We start from the raw sequence: 15,261 nt of genomic DNA, 5'->3' as shown, positions 1-15,261 counted from the left end.
CCCAACACCCAACCCGCCGCTTGACCCTCCCGGTACCATCCGCGACTGTCACGCGTGATCACGACAGGAGGCGCCCCATGACCCTAGACGCGGCTTATTCCAATACGGGCGCTGTCCCAAACGCCGCCAGCTACCCCGAGGCATGGGAAGAGGCGGCGTTCGAGACACGTTCCGTCGAACAGGCCTTCGGGCGCGCGCGGCTCAACATCCCTTATGGCGACGGCGCGCGGCAGAAATTCGACTTGTTCCTGCCCGCAGGTCGCGCGGAAGGGATCGTCGTGTTCATCCATGGCGGCTACTGGATGAAATTCGACCACAGCTTCTGGTCGCATCTGGCGAAGGGTGCGCAGGAACGTGGCTGGGCCGTGGCGATCCCCGGCTATACGCTGGCACCCGAAGCCCGCATCAGCGACATCACCGGCGAAATCGGACAGGCGATCAGCGCCGCAGCAGGCTACGTCAACGGCCCGATCGTCCTGACCGGCCATTCCGCAGGCGGGCATCTGGTCGCGCGCATGGCGATGGCGGATGCGCCCCTGTCACCGGACATCAGCGCGCGCTTGCAACGGATTGTACCGATCTCGCCTGTCTCAGACCTGCGCCCGCTGATGCAGACCGCCATGAACGACACGCTGAAACTGGACGCGGCGGAGGCGAAAGCGGAAAGCCCCGCACTGCACCCCAAATCGCTGGATGTGCCGGTGTCGGTTTGGGTCGGTGCGGATGAACTGCCTGCCTTTCTGGATCAGGCCGACTGGCTGAGGCAGGCGTGGAACGCGCCCGTCACCCGCGCGGCGGGCAAACACCACTTCAACGTGATCGATCCGCTCGCGGACCCGGACAGCGACCTGATCGCGGATCTGCTTAGGGCTTAAAGTCTTCCAGCGCGGCGAAGTCGATGGTTTCGACCACGGGCATCATCACGTCTTCTGCCGCGCCTTCAGCCTGAACCAGGATGTTGCTTCCCACCAGCGCCGACAGCGACCCGTCCTGGCTCAGCACCTTCATGTCGCCTACGCGGTGAACCTTGCCGCCCGATGCCATCGCCACCATCGGATTGGAAAGCAGCCCCGACATCATTCCGATCAGCGGGCTGTCCGCCATCAGCGATATGGTGAAGCTCTCGTCATCCTTGCGATAGGTCGCTTCTGCCCCCGTGCCTCCGCCCGCAAACATCATCGGGCCGGACATTTCGGTGCTGATCTCGCGCTCCCACCCTTCGGGCGCTTCGGGCAGGAACTGCGCGAAACTGTCGGCCTTCATCGCTTGCATCTGCGCCTGCGCGAAGGACAGCTCCTCCAGCGCCTTCGAGATATTGCCCTCGTCATAGGCCTTGCGGATCGCGTCCAGCGTATCAGTGACCTCATCGGCAAAGACAGGTGTGGTGACGACCAAAACTGAAAGGGCAGCGGGCAAAAGGGCTTTCATGAGAAACCTCGTATCGAGCGTGAAAAAAACCGGTGATATCAAAACGGGTGGCGGCTCATGGCCGCCTGTTCGTACCGACCTTAGCAGATTACCTTGCGACATGTGAAGCCTTTGACATTCCCGACCAATTCGGACTCTTTGGTGAGTCAACGAGATCGAGGTTTCATGAAATGCGTCCGCTGTCTTCACTTGGCAATCGTATTGTCGTGCTTGGCCCGTCGAATGCCGGCAAATCGACGCTCGCGGTGGCGATCGCGAACAAGCTCGACATGCCCGTCGTGCATCTTGACCGTCTGCACCACCTGCCCAACACCGATTGGCAACCGCGACCAGAGGCCGATTTCGTCGCCCTGCATGACGCGGCGATCCGGCAGGAAAGCTGGGTGATGGACGGGAACTACTCGCGCCTGATGCCCGACCGTTTCGCCCGTGCCACCGGCGTGATCCTGATCACATCCAACCGCTGGCTGCGGGTTTCGCGTTATCTGAAGCGAACGTTGGTGAATCAGTCGACCCGAGCGGGCCATCTGGAAGGGGCGCAGGAAAGCCTCAAATGGGCCATGGTGCATTGGATATTGATTGCCAGGGCCGCCAGTGCCGCGAAATACGCCGGCATGATCGAGGCGTCCGGCCTGCCATCGGTCCAATGTCACACGGCGAAAGAACTGATGTCTCTCTACCGCAAATGGGACTTGCCACCGCCGCGATAATCTCCTGTCAGGCTATCCCGACAAGCTCGCGGATGCCCGTGATTTCATGATCGGGCGACAGGGATTTCACATGGGCAAAGTCGTGGAAGATCGTATTGGCTTCCGGTGCGAACCAACAGGTGTGACAGCCGCTCGTTTTGCCCGCCTGGATATCGACATGCGAATCGCCAATGATCAGTGTTTCATGCGCATCTGCACGGATACGGCCCAGCGTTTCCTCGAAAGGCAAAGCGCTCGGTTTGTGCCCGAAGCCGTCATCACCGGCGACGATGGACTCGAAATACCCCTCCAGACCGTGGCCGTGCAACGCACGGTTCAACAGGCTCCGCGAACTCGATGTGACCAGCGTAAGCGTTTTGCGGTTCTCTTTCAGCGTTTGAAGGGTCTCGGCAACATCTTCATATAGCTCGACCGAAATCAGGGAGTCGAAAACATGGTTTCTGGTTTCCTCGAAAACCGCGGCGAAATCGATCTGCGGGTGCCGGGCAGGAACCTCGTGATGGTTGTAGAAGAACTCTTTCACGATGGTCTGCGGGTCGAAATTGTACCCTCGGCTTCCAAGCGCCGTCTGATAACCCAGCAGCCAAAGATCGAGCGTCCGCACCAGCGTCCCATCCCAGTCGAAGATTATGTTCTTCACGGTCATTCGGCGGCCCCTCATCTGGAACAAATCGGGAACCATCTCAGCAGGTCGGTCGCCACAACACAAGTGCTTTGTGTCTGCCAAACCACCCCGGCTTGTCCCCAACCGATTGACCATTCCGCGCCGCTGTAGTTCGATGGGTGCCAATGGGCACAAGGCGGATTTCATGATGCAGTTTCTCAGATTGGCCGCGCTTTTGCTGGGTGGGCTGGCGATACTTTACGTCTGCCTGTTCTTCTACCTGCGCGCGGGGAAACGGGAACGGCTGGAAGCGGACTATCCCGAATCCGCCACCGACCGCGAACGCGAGGCGTTTGTGAAATCAGCCGTGGATGCCTATTCTTCGCGTATCGCGCCATGGCTCGCGCTGGTGGTTTTCGGACTGCCGCTGACCGGCCTCGCGGTGTATATCTACGTCACCAACTTCATGTGAGGCGACAATGCGTTACGTCAAATGGGTGCTGATCGCCCTTCCGGTCCTGATCGTGCTGGGTTTCCTGCACTACACCCTGCCGCGCCATGACGTGGTGCGCATCGTCGAATCCGAGGTCCGCCGGATCGAGTTGGGCAACAACACTCTGTTCTGGGGCAGCGCCGAACCCTCGGCCGCCAATGCCGGCAACCGTGATGTGAAATTCATCTCGGGCATCAAGCCCAACGGCCGCACCATCGTCTACCGCAACGAAGACACCGGCTGGGGCTGGCCGCCTTACTTCAAGATCAACTCCGCCGATGTGCAGGCGCGCGCCGCCGATCTGACCTCCACGGCCGCCGCGCCGCAATGGGTGATCGTGAAACGCTATGGCTGGCGCAACCAGTTCTTCTCGATCTACCCCAATGTTCTCAGCCTGAAAGCGACCGACAGCCCCGACCCGCGCATCATCCCGTGGTTCAACATCGCGCTTCTGACCGGCCTCGCCGTGCTGGTTCTGTGGATCTGGCGCATGCTCGCGCGGTTCAAACGCAACCGGGTGGACCCGGTGGTCGCCGATGTGGCCGACGCGTTCGACCATGCCGAAGACGGCGTGTCCGAGGCTCGCGTCAAGGCGCGTGGCCGCTGGCAACGCATGCGCGAATGGTGGGTTGAAACCTTCCAGTAACGCCGCGCCGTAACGCGCCCCATTGACCAGACCCCGAAACAACAGCATATGCCCTTGCATGACAGAGCTTTCGCGTATCCGTAACTTCTCCATCGTCGCCCATATCGACCATGGCAAATCCACCCTCGCCGACCGGCTGATCCAGCTCACCGGGACGGTGGCCGAACGTGACATGAAGGAACAGCTTCTTGACGCGATGGATATCGAACGCGAACGCGGGATCACCATCAAGGCGAACACCGTCCGCATCGAATACCCCGCGAAGGACGGCCACAAATATGTGCTGAACCTGATCGACACGCCCGGACATGTCGACTTCGCCTATGAGGTCAGCCGGTCCATGCGCGCCGTCGAAGGATCGCTGCTGGTCGTGGACGCAAGCCAGGGGGTCGAGGCGCAGACGCTCGCCAATGTTTACCAGGCCATCGACGCGAACCATGAAATCGTCCCCGTTCTGAACAAGGTCGACCTGCCCGCCGCCGAACCCGACCGCGTGCGTGAACAGATCGAGGACGTGATCGGCATCGACGCATCGGACGCCGTGGAAATCTCCGCCAAGACCGGCATCGGCATCCCCGATGTGCTGGAAGCCATTGTCAACCGCCTGCCGGCACCGACGGGCGAACGCGATGCACCGCTCAAGGCCATGCTGGTGGACAGCTATTACGATCCCTATCTGGGCGTTGTCGTCATCGTCCGCATTATGGACGGTGTGCTGAAAAGGGCGACCGCATCCGCATGATGAAGACCGGCGGCACCTATCCCGTCGAACGTCTCGGCATCTTCCGCCCCAAGATGGAAGACATCAAGGAACTTGGCCCCGGCGAAATCGGCTTCCTGACCGCGTCGATCAAACAGGTCCGCGACACCCGCGTCGGCGACACCATCACCACCGAGAAGAAGGGCACCGACACGCCGCTTCCGGGCTTCAAGCCGTCGCAGCCGGTGGTGTTCTGTGGCCTGTTCCCCGTGGACAGCGCCGAATTCGAAGACCTGCGCGACGCCATCGAGAAACTGGCCCTCAACGACGCGTCCTTCAGCTATGAAATGGAAACCTCCGCCGCGCTTGGCTTCGGCTTCCGCTGTGGTTTCCTTGGCCTGCTGCACCTCGAGGTGATCCGCGACCGGATCGAGCGTGAATACGACATCGACCTGATCACCACCGCGCCCAGCGTGATCTATCATGTCCATATGCGCGACGGCGAGGTGATGGAGCTGCACAACCCCGCCGACATGCCCGACATGACCCATGTGGACCATGTAGAGGAACCGCGCATCAAGGCCACCATTCTCGTTCCCGACGAATTCCTGGGCGATGTGCTGAAGCTGTGCCAGGACCGCCGCGGCATCCAGATGGACCTGACCTATGCGGGCACCCGCGCGATGGTGGTCTATGACCTGCCGTTGAACGAGGTGGTGTTCGACTTTTACGATCGCCTGAAATCCGTGACCAAGGGCTACGCGTCTTTTGACTATGAAATGATCGGCTACCGCACCGACAACCTGGTCAAGATGCAGGTGCTGGTGAACGACGAACCCGTGGACGCGCTGTCGATGATGGTCCACCGCGACCGGGCAGAGGCGCGCGGCCGCATGATGTGCGAAAAGCTCAAAGAGCTGATCCCCCGCCATATGTTCAAGATCCCGATCCAGGCCGCCATCGGCGGCCGCGTCATCGCCCGCGAAACCCTGTCCGCCATGCGCAAGGACGTGACCGCCAAATGCTACGGCGGCGACGCGACGCGTAAACGCAAGCTGCTGGACAAGCAGAAAGCGGGCAAGAAGAAGATGCGCCAGTTCGGGAAGGTAGAAATCCCGCAGCAGGCGTTTATCAACGCGCTGAAGATGGATGGGTGAGGAGAACCGAACAACTTAGTCGTTGTTCAGTTCGATCAGCTTTTCTGGGTCGCGAGCGATGATGGAAAACTCTCCGGTCTCGGATTGTTTAAAGTCAAGGTACTGTTGGCCTACAAAAGTCGCGGCATCATCGCCGCTCTCGGTTTTTTGCTCTGACATCCTGAATCGTATAAGCTCGGTGTGAGTTTTTCCAAGGATCTCGTCTGGACTGATGTATCCAATTTTCTCCAACTCTGCATCGTATACCGCAGCGCCTTCCAAAGCATACGCATCAACCTGCCATGGACCCGTGGGACTTCCATCGCAATTTGAATTTATTTCTTGAAGGCTAGCTAAGTCAATTTCTGCTCTCTCGCCATCGCAATACTCAAAATTTTCTTCTCCGTTGGTGCCATCTTCTGGGTCCAGGATGAAGCCTCGTCTTGGGTCGTACGGGTCAGCAACTCGATAAAAGCTTTTCTTCAGAATTATTTTTAGTCCTCCATACATTGCTGAGTTATCCGCAGCAAACCCAATTGACGCAGCAGATAGGTATGCAATTACTGCGGTCGCGACTGCTCGCGATCTTGCGGAACCTTTAGACCATTCTGATGCACAGAAAGTCCCGCGATAGCAGTTATAGGCACTCTTAAAACCCACCATCTCTTATCTCCAATTCTGTATACAAAGAAGTATTTTGTGGTGCTCGCTGTAAGAAAGTACAGTAGTCCAATCTCGTTAAACTTGCTTTGGAATTCGGATAGATATGTTTCTCCGGGCTTTTCTAGGACAACCGCGGGAAGAATTGTGTGAAGCTCCTTTTCGGCTCTACTCTTTCCTAAGTCGTGTGCATAAAAGTACGGAACGATTACCATTCCACCTATCGCAAAGACAGTCACCAGAGTGAGTGCAATATTCGGATATTTATAAAAGATGATCGAAATAAAAACCAACAGGATGGATGAAATAAAAACCAACAGGATGCATATTGTGACGGTAGGTGCGACTTCGTTCAGAATTTGCCCGCGAAGTTCTCTAAGTGGTCCCAGGTAAACTGGCGCCGAGTGCGCAAATATGTGTTGTGGCGAAAGTTCAAGTTCATTCACCCCAATATCGAAGAACTCATAGTAGCCATCAAGGTAAGCGTAGCCAGCCAAATACAAAAGCGCCACAAAGGCAACCCCGCACGCTGCTACAAACTTTTCAGTCATGATTTAAACCAACCATCATGACCTAACGTTACCCTGGCGAGTCGGTATTTCAACATTTTTTCTTGATGCGGGCGAAGGATCAATGTGCTTCGCTTCCCGCCCTCCGGGGGCCGGGCGCTGCCCTCTCTCCCGCACTCCCTCCGGTCGATACGCGCGGACGATCACCCACCCCAAACGACAAAGGGCGGGGAAATCCCCGCCCTTGCCGTTGATCACGTGACGTGTAGCGCTCACATCTCGCTCTGCGTCTCCTGCGCCTCGTCGGTCAGCGCTTCACCGGCTTTCTCGATATCCTGACCGGCGCCTTCCATCGTCTCGCAAGCAGCAAGACCCAGAACCATCAGCAGCGATGCGATTGCGAATTTCATGACTGTCTCCTTTACATACCTTACATCGCCAACGCCCGCATCCGTTGCCGGTTCCCGAAAACGTGAGCGGTGCACGGTCGGTGTACGCGCGGTGTACAGATGTCACAGGCTTGCAATCCGCCCCGCGCGGCCTCAACCTGCGCTCAAAATCAGGCATGAAGACGGGAGGCATCCATGCGTATCCTTTTCACAGGCGGCTCCGGCAAGGCGGGTCGCCACGTCATTCCCTACCTGCTCGATCAGGGGCATCGGGTGGTCAATGTGGACCTCAAAGCGCTGGACGATCCGCGCGTCGACAACCTGATCGCGGACATCACCGACAGCGGCCAGATGTTCAATGTCATGACCAGCTACGCCGATTTCGACGAGCTCCTGCCGGGCACGGGCGTGCCGTCTTTCGATGCGGTCGTACACTTCGCCGCCGTGCCGCGCATCCTGATCAATTCGGACAATGAAACCTTTCGGATCAACACGTTAGGCACCTATAACGTGATCGAGGCGGCGGTAAAGCTGGGTATCCGCAAGATCGTTTTCGCGTCGTCCGAAACCACCTATGGCGTGTGTTTCGCCGACGGTCCGCGCAATCCACCCGCCATCCCGCTGACCGAGGATCTGGACACCGATCCGATGGACAGCTACGCCATGTCCAAGGTCTGCAACGAGGCCACGGCCTGTGCCTTCCAGACCCGTTCCGGCTTCGACATTTACGGCCTGCGCATCGGCAACGTGATCGAGCCACACGAGTACGAACAGAATTTCCCGACCTATTTCGCGAACCCGGATGTCCGTCTGCGCAATGCGTTCTGCTACATCGACGCCCGCGACCTCGGTCAGATCGTCGACCTTTGCCTGAAGAAAAATGATCTTGGGTTTCAAATATTTAATGCGGGGAATGACGGAAATTCGGTTGCCCTGACAACGCCTGAAATCATCGAACGCTACTATCAGGGCGTCCCCCGGACCCGCGAGCTTGGGGAACACGAAGCGATTTATTCCAACAAGAAGATCCGTGACGTTCTGGGCTTCAAGGAACAACATCCGTGGTCGCGTTATGTCCAGGCCTCGTGACGAATAGAGTCATATTTACCCTAGGTTAGGAAGTAATCCGGCGCTACTGATCAAAACTGTTGACGGATTGATACCCCCTACTCAACACTGTCTCAAAAGGCGTGCTCAAGGTTTCAAAAACGCCCGAAACAGAGGCAAGCATCAACTGGCTGCCGGAATGGCGGTCGCAGAGCGAGGGTTGAGGCGGTGAAATTTGCGGCTGTATCTGTGGCCATTTTCTGCGCGGGTTGCACGGTATCGAGCAATCCGTTCACGCAGGACGAGAACCGTGTATTCGGGGTTGAACGCGTCACGCGCGCAACGGCGAACCAGGAGCCGATCACTGGGTCGATCACGCTTTACGAGGCCATGGCGCGGGCGTTGAAATACAACCTCGATACGCGGGTTGAGCTGATGGAAGCCGCCCTGCGTGTGCGCGAGCGCGATCTGGCCAGCTATGACATGCTGCCCAATCTCGTGGCCAGCACGGGGTATGCCGGGCGCGACAATACTGATGTCAGCTCGGTCACGACCGCGGATGACGATGTGGTCGATGCGAGCCTGGAATTTTCATGGAATATTCTGGATTTCGGCCTGTCCTATGTCCGTGCCAAGCAGGCGTCCGACAAGGCGCTGATGCAGGAGGAAATGAAACGCAAGATCGTCAATAGGACGATTGAAGACGTGCGGACGTCTTACTGGCGGGCGGTCAGCTACCAACGCCTGATCGGTCGGATGCGCGGGCTTGAAGGGCGTATCGACAAGGCCCTGCGTGATACACGCCAGCTTTCCGAAAGCGGCGAGACCTCGGCGCTTCTGGCGCTGACTTATGAGCGCGAGCTGATCGAGATCCGCCGTGACATCGAACGCATGGAAGGCGAATTGCAGGTCGCGCAAAGCCAGCTTGCCGCGCTGATGAATGTACGCCCGGGCACGAATTTCACGCTCAGCCCCCCGCCGCGGGGCGGCACCAAGCTGGGTGTGCCGAATGATCTATCGCAGATGTACCAGATCGCCGTGACCAACCGTCCCGAGATGCGCGAAGTTGCTTACCAGATGCGTATCAACGAAAAAGAGGTCGATGCCGCGCTGCTGGACATGCTGCCGGGGATCAACCTTTATGCGGGCAGCAATTACGATTCCAACGAATTCATCGACGCCAATGACTGGGTCAGCTGGGGCGCACAGGTCAGTTGGAACCTGCTGGATGTCGCGCGCGGTCCCGCCAATCGCCGCCGTGTGGATGCGGAAGCCGCAGCGCTGGATGCGCGGTCCCTGTCAGTTGCGATGGCGATCATGACGCAGGTGCAGATCAGCCGCTTGCGTTATGGCCATCTCAATTCCTCCTACCAGACCGCTGCGTCGCTTTCGAATGTGTCTCACCGCATTCTGGATCAGGTAGAGGCCGAAGCCTCTGCCGACCGAACCAGTGAGCAGGTGCTGATCCGCGAGGAAATGAATGCGCTTGTCGCGGATGCGGAACTGGACATGGCCTATGCCGACCTGCAAAATGCCTATGCGAATGTGTATGCGTCGCTGGGGATAGATCCATTTCCGCGCGGTTTGAGCCTTGAAGACAATGTTCAGACGGTCGCGGCCCAGCTGCAGAACATGTGGGAAGGTCGCGGCAGTGCGCCCACTCAGACGGTTGCCGCCGCGAATTGACGCGAGGTGCCGAAACGGCCGTCATGACACGTAACCTTTGGGCGGGCAGCGTTCTTTTGATCTGTGCCGCAACTGCGGTGCCTGCACAGCCCGTGGATCCGGCACATCGCGGGATCGTGCGTGCCGTCCAGCGGGCAGAGATCGGGAATGATCTGGGGTTCGTCCTGTCGCGATTACCGTTTCGAGAAGGAGATCGCTTCAAGAAAGGCGATGTGCTGGCGGCATTCGACTGCCGCGATCTGGAGGCGGAGTTGCGCGCTGCGGAAGCGCTGATGCAGCAGGAAGAGTTGACCCGCGCAAACAACGCAAGACTGGCTGAGTTGAATGCAACGGGCACTTTCGAAGTTCGATTGTCCGAAGCAAAAGTGGCGCAGTCCACAGCACAGGTGGAGGCGATCCACTCGCGCCTTGATCGTTGTGAAATTGAGGCGCCGTTTGATGGCACTGTCGCTGCCGTCTATGCGAACGCATTTGAGTTGGCAAATCCATCAGAGCCCTTCATCGAAATCGTCGATACGAACGATTTGGAAATCGACCTGCTTGTGCCGTCTGACTGGTTGCGCTGGCTGTCTCCGGGGGCTGAATTCGACATCGCGATTGACGAGACAGGGCAGGAGTTGGCAGCGCGTATCATACGTATCGTGCCGCAGGTCGATGCCGTCAGCCAAACTGTGAAGGTTATCGGGCAATTTTCCGGTCCGGCTGAGAATGTCCTGCCCGGGATGAGCGGGCCTGTTCGCTTCGAGCAGCCGGGCGGGAATGATGGTTAGCGGGCAGCCCATCTCATCCAAGGCGTCTCGAGACCGCACCGTACCGCGGGCGGACGCCCGAAAGCCAAACGCGGTCGAGCTTCTTCTCAGGATCGAAAGCGAGCTGCGCCAGGTCGAAAGCGTGCAGGAGCTGAAATTCGTTCTCGCCAACGAAACGCCAGTGCTGTCGCGCGCAAGCCAGGTGTTTGTCGTGTCGGTGAAGGGTCGCCGCCGGCGCGTGGAGGCGGTCACAGGCATCGGTGTCGTAGAACGCAACGCTCCGCGCATCCGATGGATCGAGGCTGTGATTGGTGGCTTGGCCGAAGATGCGGGGTTACAGGCGCGGCGCGATTTCCGACTACCGGCCTACGCCCCACCGGAAGGCGAGCATTCCGATAGCTTTCCTTATCCGTTCATGCTCTGGGTGCCGTTTATCCTACCTGGGGGGCATGTTTTCGGCGGGCTGCTGCTCGCGCGGGAACGACCCTGGTCGGACTCCGATGTGCTTGTGTCTGAACGTGTTGCGGAGACTGGCGGGTATTGCTGGGCGGCGATGGCGGGCAAGCGTCGGCTGAAGCGGCGTGTCCGTATCGGGCCGGTGCTTGCAGCCCTGGTGATATGTCTGGTTGCGGCGGGGTTTGTCCCTGTTCCGCTGACGGTCCTCGCGCCTGCACAGGTGGTGTCGGTCGAGCCGCGCATTATAGCGGCACCTCTGGACGGGACTATCGACAGCATTGCGGTCGATCCCAATGCCGAAGTGGCCGCAGAAGACGAGCTATTTCGTATGTCGGATACCACTCTGCGCAATGATCTTGCCGTCGCGGAGCAGGAAGTTCGCGTGGCCGAAGCCGATTTCAAGCGGATCGCCCAAAGCGCCGTGACCGATCCTTCGGCGCGGGCTGACTTCGCGGTGGCACGTACGGAATTGTCGCTTGCCACGGCCCGCCGGGATTATGCGCAAGAGTTGCTGAACCGTACGGTGGTTGCGGCCCCGGCGGCTGGGGTCGTCATCTACGGGGATCGCCGTGAATGGATCGGGCGACCCGTGCAGGTTGGTGAGCGGCTCATGGAAATAGCAGATCCGACGCGGGTGCAACTTCGCATCGATGTGCCAGTAGCCGACTCCATCGTCATGCGCGAAGGGGCATCTGCGCGCGCCTTTCTAGATTCGGACCCGCTCAAACCTGTGCCTGCGACAGTCATATCCGCATCGTTCGAGGCCCAGAGAACCGAGGAAGACGTGATGGCCTATCGCATCTATGCCCGGTTCTCGGAAGATCACGCGCCGATGCAACTCGGGACGCGTGGAACGGCGCAAATCTACGGCGAGCAGGTTTCGCTGGCTTACTATCTTTTCCGAAAACCACTGGCTGCCGCGCGTCAATGGCTGGGGCAGTAGAATCTGCGGATTTCCAGTTGCCTCCGTTACGGGAGGACCTGCAAATCCTGCGCGGTGGACCAAGCTATTCGGGTGCGCCGGTCTGGCTTGTGCATGATCCGCTGCGCAATCGCTTTTTCCGCGTTACCTACGAGATGTTCCAGATTCTGTCGCTTTGGAATGTATCGGGCACCGCGCATGGGCTGAAGGCATCGGTCGAGCGCCGTTTTGGCCGGATACCTGATGACGCTGAAATCCGAAACGCTGCGCAGATGCTGGAAGCCAGCGCATTCCAAGCGACGACCACTTCGGGCAGTTGGCGGCGCATTCGGGACAGAAGCAAACCAAGGCACGGGCGGCTGGCGCGATTGTTGCACGGGTATCTTTTTTTCAAGGTGCCGCTGGTTCGACCCGACGGATTTATCCGTGTGACGTGGCCCTATGTTGCGCCCCTGTTTTCGCGCGGGTTTTTGTTGTTCAGCTGTCTGGTGGGGCTGTTGGGTCTCTACCTTGTGTCGCGGCAATGGGAAGACTTTATCGGCACCTTTCCCTTTGTCTTCTCGTTCAAAGGCGCGGCGGTCTCACTGTTGTCCATTGCCCTGGTGAAGTCGTTGCACGAGATGGGCCATGCCTACACCGCGCATCGCTACGGATGCCGCGTTCCGACGATGGGCGTAGCCTTCATGGTGATGATGCCGTTGCTCTACACTGATGTCACCGACGCCTGGAAATTGAAGGACCGACGCAGGCGGCTTGCCATCGACGCGGCTGGGATTGCTACGGAGCTGTGTGTCGGCGCTTTCGCTTTGTTTTTATGGGCGTTTCTACCCGATGGTCCGGCGCGCTCAGCGGTGTTCGTATTGGCGGCGACGAGTTGGCTGCTAAGCTTGTTGGTGAACCTCAATCCCTTCATGCGGTTCGACGGTTACTATCTGCTGTCGGATGCCATCGGAATCGAGAACCTCCAAACGAGGGGGTTTCGCCATATGCGCTGGCGGCTGCGCGAATTTCTGTTTCGACTCGGCCACCCTCCACCAGAACCGTTTCCGCGAAAACTGGATGTCACGCTGACACTCTACGCCATTGGAACGGCTATCTATCGTTTTTTTCTGTTCCTTGGCATCGCGTTGTTGGTCTATCACTTCACTTTCAAGGTTCTGGGCGTGATCCTGTTCCTGATCGAGATCGGCTTGCTGATCGTGCGGCCGGTTTTCAACGAGTTAGGCAAATGGTGGGAGCTGCGCGGGGAAATCTTGGCATCAGCAAGAAGTTATATCACCCTTTTGGTTCTTGCAGGGCTTGTCGCTTTGGCTGCCATTCCCCTGTCCACCCACGTCCGTGCACCTGCCATGGCCTACCCCGAGGACTTCACGCGTCTGTACCCACCCGAAGAAGGTCGTATAGATGATATACATGTCCAGAACGGCCAACGGGTCGCTGAGGGAGAAGTTCTGTTCACGATTACTTCCGAGTCGTTGGCCAATGAGCGTCATCTGGCCGCCTTGGAAGCGGATCTTGCGCAGTCGCGAATCGCGAGAATCGGTGCAAACCCAGAAGATCGCCAGCGGCGCGAGGTGCTGGCATGGGAACGTGGTCGCGCCATCGCTCGTCGCGACGGGTTTGATGAAAGGCAACAGGCGCTGGTCATGCGAGCACCACAAGATGCCGTTGTCTCTGACTTGGACCCGACGTTAAGCGTGGGCCAATGGGTCGGTCGCGATCACAAGCTTGCGCTGCTGTCATCGGGCGATAGCACGATCATCCGGGGCTATCTCGCGGCCCGCGACCGTGGCCGCGTCAGCAAAGAGGCCGTCGCCCAGTTCATCCCAGATGATCTGGCTCTTCCCAAGGTCGAGGCGACGCTTACGACGGTATCCGCCAACAGTGTGCGTGGTCTAGATATTCCCGAATTGGCTGCCAGCTTCGGCGGGGGCATCGCCGACCAGGGGGTGACCGAGGCCGGCAGGCCGATCCCGACCAGTGGCCAGTATGCCGTGTCGGCGCTTGTTCGTGACGTGCGCTACAGTCAGCGGGTCACACGCGGGGTGCTTCTCATAGCCGGAGAGCCTGAAAGCTTTCTTGAACGTGCTTGGCGGCAGGTGTTGAAGGTTCTCGTCCGCGAGGCAGGACTCTAGACTACATACAGCGCGCGAGGAACCGGGCCGCCTGATCTTGAACGTCAGGTGAGCATTCATGGCCACCCGTGAACAGGGTGCAGTCGACCTTCGCGTCAAAGTCCGCCCAGATGTCGCTCAAGTCCTGATATGCGCCTACTACCGATTGCGCGGGAAACAGCGGGTCTGCATCTCCGCACCGCATGAACAACGGTTTTCCCGCCCCCGCACCAGCCATGTCAGGAAAATCAAGCGCGCCAGTCAGTGAAGGATGTAGCATGTAAAAGTAGGATTGTCCGAGTAGGAGCTTGTTTCCTTCAAGCATCAGCCCGTGACGCCGCGCCATCCACGCGATGGACACGCTCGCTTTGATGTCGGGGCACAATGCGGCGACTTGCCATGCGCGGAAAGCGCCGAAGGAAAACCCCCAACTTGCGACGCGGTTAGGGTCCACACCGTCTTGTTGCGCCAGCCAACGGGCGGCTTGCACATCTTCGGAGGCGACGATGCCCGCAAGACTCCACCCCAGTTGCATTGCATTTGCGGCATTGGCTTGTTGTGCCTCAAAGCCGCCAGCGTAGCGACTACCCCACCCGAAGGCATCCACGACCAATACCGCAAAACCCTGCGCCGCAAGCCTATCTGCTGCAAACACTCCGCCATAGTAACGATCAACCCAGTGACGACCTGCAGAATCGGCTGACATTTTCTGCCAGCCTATGTCAAATTCTCCACCGTGGTCGTGCAGCATGAGAACTGCGGGCAACGGTTTGTCCGAAGTTGGGAAAATGAAAAGCGCATCGCTTTCGGCGCCACTTTCGAAACGCAATTTCAGCCTTTGTCGCTCCGGGTCCAAAGCGGACCTATCAACGCTGTTCGCAGCTCGGCTGCAGGGAGGGATGGCCGCAAGGTAAGCGTACTGAACCTGTTTCCGCCAGAACCGTGCATCGTCTCGCCGGTTCCTGAAGCCAAGACTGTGCTGCATCGCGTCACGTCTTGATTTCAGGAAGTC

Annotated in this window: 15 protein-coding genes and 1 pseudogene; 10 read left to right on the top strand and 6 right to left on the bottom strand. The window is 58.7% G+C overall.

From position 1 onward, the window contains the following. Positions 1-77 precede the first annotated feature (77 nt). Positions 78-875 carry an alpha/beta hydrolase gene (locus FPZ52_RS08825; RefSeq protein WP_146365091.1) on the top strand — a complete coding sequence of 266 codons (798 nt, stop codon included), beginning with the start codon at positions 78-80 and terminating at the stop codon, positions 873-875. Here FPZ52_RS08825 and FPZ52_RS08820 read toward each other — a convergent pair. Beyond that, positions 865-1,428, bottom strand: a complete 564-nt coding sequence (locus FPZ52_RS08820) for a hypothetical protein (protein ID WP_146365090.1) — start codon at positions 1,426-1,428, stop codon at positions 865-867. The two genes, FPZ52_RS08825 and FPZ52_RS08820, sit on opposite strands and share 11 nt — an antisense overlap. Before the next feature lie 170 nt (positions 1,429-1,598). On the opposite strand from FPZ52_RS08820, the gene FPZ52_RS08815 reads away from it, so the two are divergent. Continuing rightward, entirely contained in the window at positions 1,599-2,138 is a 540-nt protein-coding gene (locus FPZ52_RS08815) for a P-loop NTPase family protein (RefSeq protein ID WP_146365089.1), read from the top strand. A 7-nt stretch (positions 2,139-2,145) separates the two neighbouring features. On the opposite strand, the gene FPZ52_RS08810 is transcribed toward FPZ52_RS08815, so the two are convergent. Next, on the bottom strand, positions 2,146-2,784 hold the full coding sequence (locus FPZ52_RS08810) for an HAD family hydrolase (protein ID WP_146365088.1): 639 nt from the start codon (positions 2,782-2,784) through the stop codon (positions 2,146-2,148). A gap of 163 nt (positions 2,785-2,947) precedes the next feature. Between FPZ52_RS08810 and FPZ52_RS08805 the strand changes: the two genes are divergently transcribed. From FPZ52_RS08805 to lepA, 3 genes and pseudogenes are all read left to right on the top strand, one after another. Then, on the top strand, positions 2,948-3,214 hold the full coding sequence (locus tag FPZ52_RS08805; RefSeq protein WP_146365087.1) for a hypothetical protein: 267 nt from the start codon (positions 2,948-2,950) through the stop codon (positions 3,212-3,214). Between the two features lie 7 nt (positions 3,215-3,221). Then, the gene (locus tag FPZ52_RS08800) at positions 3,222-3,881 is read left to right on the top strand and encodes a DUF1523 family protein (protein WP_146365086.1); all 660 of its coding nucleotides are present in this window, start codon (positions 3,222-3,224) and stop codon (positions 3,879-3,881) included. A gap of 58 nt (positions 3,882-3,939) precedes the next feature. Further along, positions 3,940-5,738, top strand: a pseudogene (gene lepA, locus FPZ52_RS08795) (translation elongation factor 4). 15 nt (positions 5,739-5,753) lie between these two features. Here lepA and FPZ52_RS08790 read toward each other — a convergent pair. The 3 genes from FPZ52_RS08790 to FPZ52_RS08780 all read right to left on the bottom strand — a co-directional run bounded on the left by FPZ52_RS08790 (position 5,754) and on the right by FPZ52_RS08780 (position 7,296). Next, positions 5,754-6,227 carry a hypothetical protein gene (locus FPZ52_RS08790; RefSeq protein WP_146365085.1) on the bottom strand — a complete coding sequence of 158 codons (474 nt, stop codon included), beginning with the start codon at positions 6,225-6,227 and terminating at the stop codon, positions 5,754-5,756. A gap of 50 nt (positions 6,228-6,277) precedes the next feature. Beyond that, positions 6,278-6,928 carry a hypothetical protein gene (locus tag FPZ52_RS08785; RefSeq protein ID WP_146365084.1) on the bottom strand — a complete coding sequence of 217 codons (651 nt, stop codon included), beginning with the start codon at positions 6,926-6,928 and terminating at the stop codon, positions 6,278-6,280. A gap of 230 nt (positions 6,929-7,158) precedes the next feature. Then, a complete protein-coding gene (locus tag FPZ52_RS08780) occupies positions 7,159-7,296 on the bottom strand; it encodes an entericidin A/B family lipoprotein (RefSeq protein ID WP_146365083.1) in 138 nt (45 codons plus the stop codon). A gap of 174 nt (positions 7,297-7,470) precedes the next feature. On the opposite strand from FPZ52_RS08780, the gene FPZ52_RS08775 reads away from it, so the two are divergent. The 5 genes from FPZ52_RS08775 to FPZ52_RS08755 all read left to right on the top strand — a co-directional run bounded on the left by FPZ52_RS08775 (position 7,471) and on the right by FPZ52_RS08755 (position 14,270). Beyond that, positions 7,471-8,364: an NAD-dependent epimerase/dehydratase family protein gene (locus FPZ52_RS08775; RefSeq protein ID WP_146365082.1), complete on the top strand. Its 894-nt coding sequence runs from the start codon at positions 7,471-7,473 to the stop codon at positions 8,362-8,364. 186 nt (positions 8,365-8,550) lie between these two features. Further along, a complete protein-coding gene (locus tag FPZ52_RS08770; RefSeq protein WP_146365081.1) occupies positions 8,551-10,008 on the top strand; it encodes a TolC family protein in 1,458 nt (485 codons plus the stop codon). A gap of 23 nt (positions 10,009-10,031) precedes the next feature. Further along, positions 10,032-10,778: an efflux RND transporter periplasmic adaptor subunit gene (locus tag FPZ52_RS08765; protein WP_146365080.1), complete on the top strand. Its 747-nt coding sequence runs from the start codon at positions 10,032-10,034 to the stop codon at positions 10,776-10,778. Then, positions 10,768-12,156 (top strand): efflux RND transporter periplasmic adaptor subunit, encoded by a 1,389-nt coding sequence (locus FPZ52_RS08760; RefSeq protein WP_205758581.1) that lies wholly within the window; start codon positions 10,768-10,770, stop codon positions 12,154-12,156. Before FPZ52_RS08765 ends, FPZ52_RS08760 begins: the two co-directional genes overlap by 11 nt. A gap of 17 nt (positions 12,157-12,173) precedes the next feature. Next, entirely contained in the window at positions 12,174-14,270 is a 2,097-nt protein-coding gene (locus FPZ52_RS08755) for an HlyD family efflux transporter periplasmic adaptor subunit (RefSeq protein ID WP_205758580.1), read from the top strand. Between the two features lies 1 nt (position 14,271). On the opposite strand, the gene FPZ52_RS08750 is transcribed toward FPZ52_RS08755, so the two are convergent. Then, positions 14,272-15,234, bottom strand: a complete 963-nt coding sequence (locus FPZ52_RS08750; protein ID WP_276617451.1) for a dienelactone hydrolase family protein — start codon at positions 15,232-15,234, stop codon at positions 14,272-14,274. Between the last annotated feature and the right edge of the window lie 27 nt (positions 15,235-15,261).

Source organism: Qingshengfaniella alkalisoli, from assembly GCF_007855645.1.
Classification (GTDB): Bacteria; Pseudomonadota; Alphaproteobacteria; order Rhodobacterales; family Rhodobacteraceae; genus Qingshengfaniella; species Qingshengfaniella alkalisoli.
This window is presented reverse-complemented; position numbering and strand designations above follow the sequence as displayed.

Excerpts from the sequence above, each read along its gene's own strand:
- FPZ52_RS08825 (WP_146365091.1), top strand. The coding sequence starts at position 78 with ATGACCCTAGACGCGGCTTATTCCAATACGGGCGCTGTCCCAAACGCC.
- FPZ52_RS08810 (WP_146365088.1), bottom strand. The coding sequence starts at position 2,784 with ATGACCGTGAAGAACATAATCTTCGACTGGGATGGGACGCTGGTGCGG.
- FPZ52_RS08820 (WP_146365090.1), bottom strand. The coding sequence starts at position 1,428 with ATGAAAGCCCTTTTGCCCGCTGCCCTTTCAGTTTTGGTCGTCACCACA.
- FPZ52_RS08790 (WP_146365085.1), bottom strand. The coding sequence starts at position 6,227 with ATGTATGGAGGACTAAAAATAATTCTGAAGAAAAGCTTTTATCGAGTT.
- FPZ52_RS08760 (WP_205758581.1), top strand. The coding sequence starts at position 10,768 with ATGATGGTTAGCGGGCAGCCCATCTCATCCAAGGCGTCTCGAGACCGC.
- FPZ52_RS08815 (WP_146365089.1), top strand. The coding sequence starts at position 1,599 with ATGCGTCCGCTGTCTTCACTTGGCAATCGTATTGTCGTGCTTGGCCCG.
- FPZ52_RS08785 (WP_146365084.1), bottom strand. The coding sequence starts at position 6,928 with ATGACTGAAAAGTTTGTAGCAGCGTGCGGGGTTGCCTTTGTGGCGCTT.
- FPZ52_RS08765 (WP_146365080.1), top strand. The coding sequence starts at position 10,032 with ATGACACGTAACCTTTGGGCGGGCAGCGTTCTTTTGATCTGTGCCGCA.
- FPZ52_RS08800 (WP_146365086.1), top strand. The coding sequence starts at position 3,222 with ATGCGTTACGTCAAATGGGTGCTGATCGCCCTTCCGGTCCTGATCGTG.
- FPZ52_RS08805 (WP_146365087.1), top strand. The coding sequence starts at position 2,948 with ATGATGCAGTTTCTCAGATTGGCCGCGCTTTTGCTGGGTGGGCTGGCG.
- FPZ52_RS08775 (WP_146365082.1), top strand. The coding sequence starts at position 7,471 with ATGCGTATCCTTTTCACAGGCGGCTCCGGCAAGGCGGGTCGCCACGTC.
- FPZ52_RS08750 (WP_276617451.1), bottom strand. The coding sequence starts at position 15,234 with ATGCAGCACAGTCTTGGCTTCAGGAACCGGCGAGACGATGCACGGTTC.
- FPZ52_RS08780 (WP_146365083.1), bottom strand. The coding sequence starts at position 7,296 with ATGAAATTCGCAATCGCATCGCTGCTGATGGTTCTGGGTCTTGCTGCT.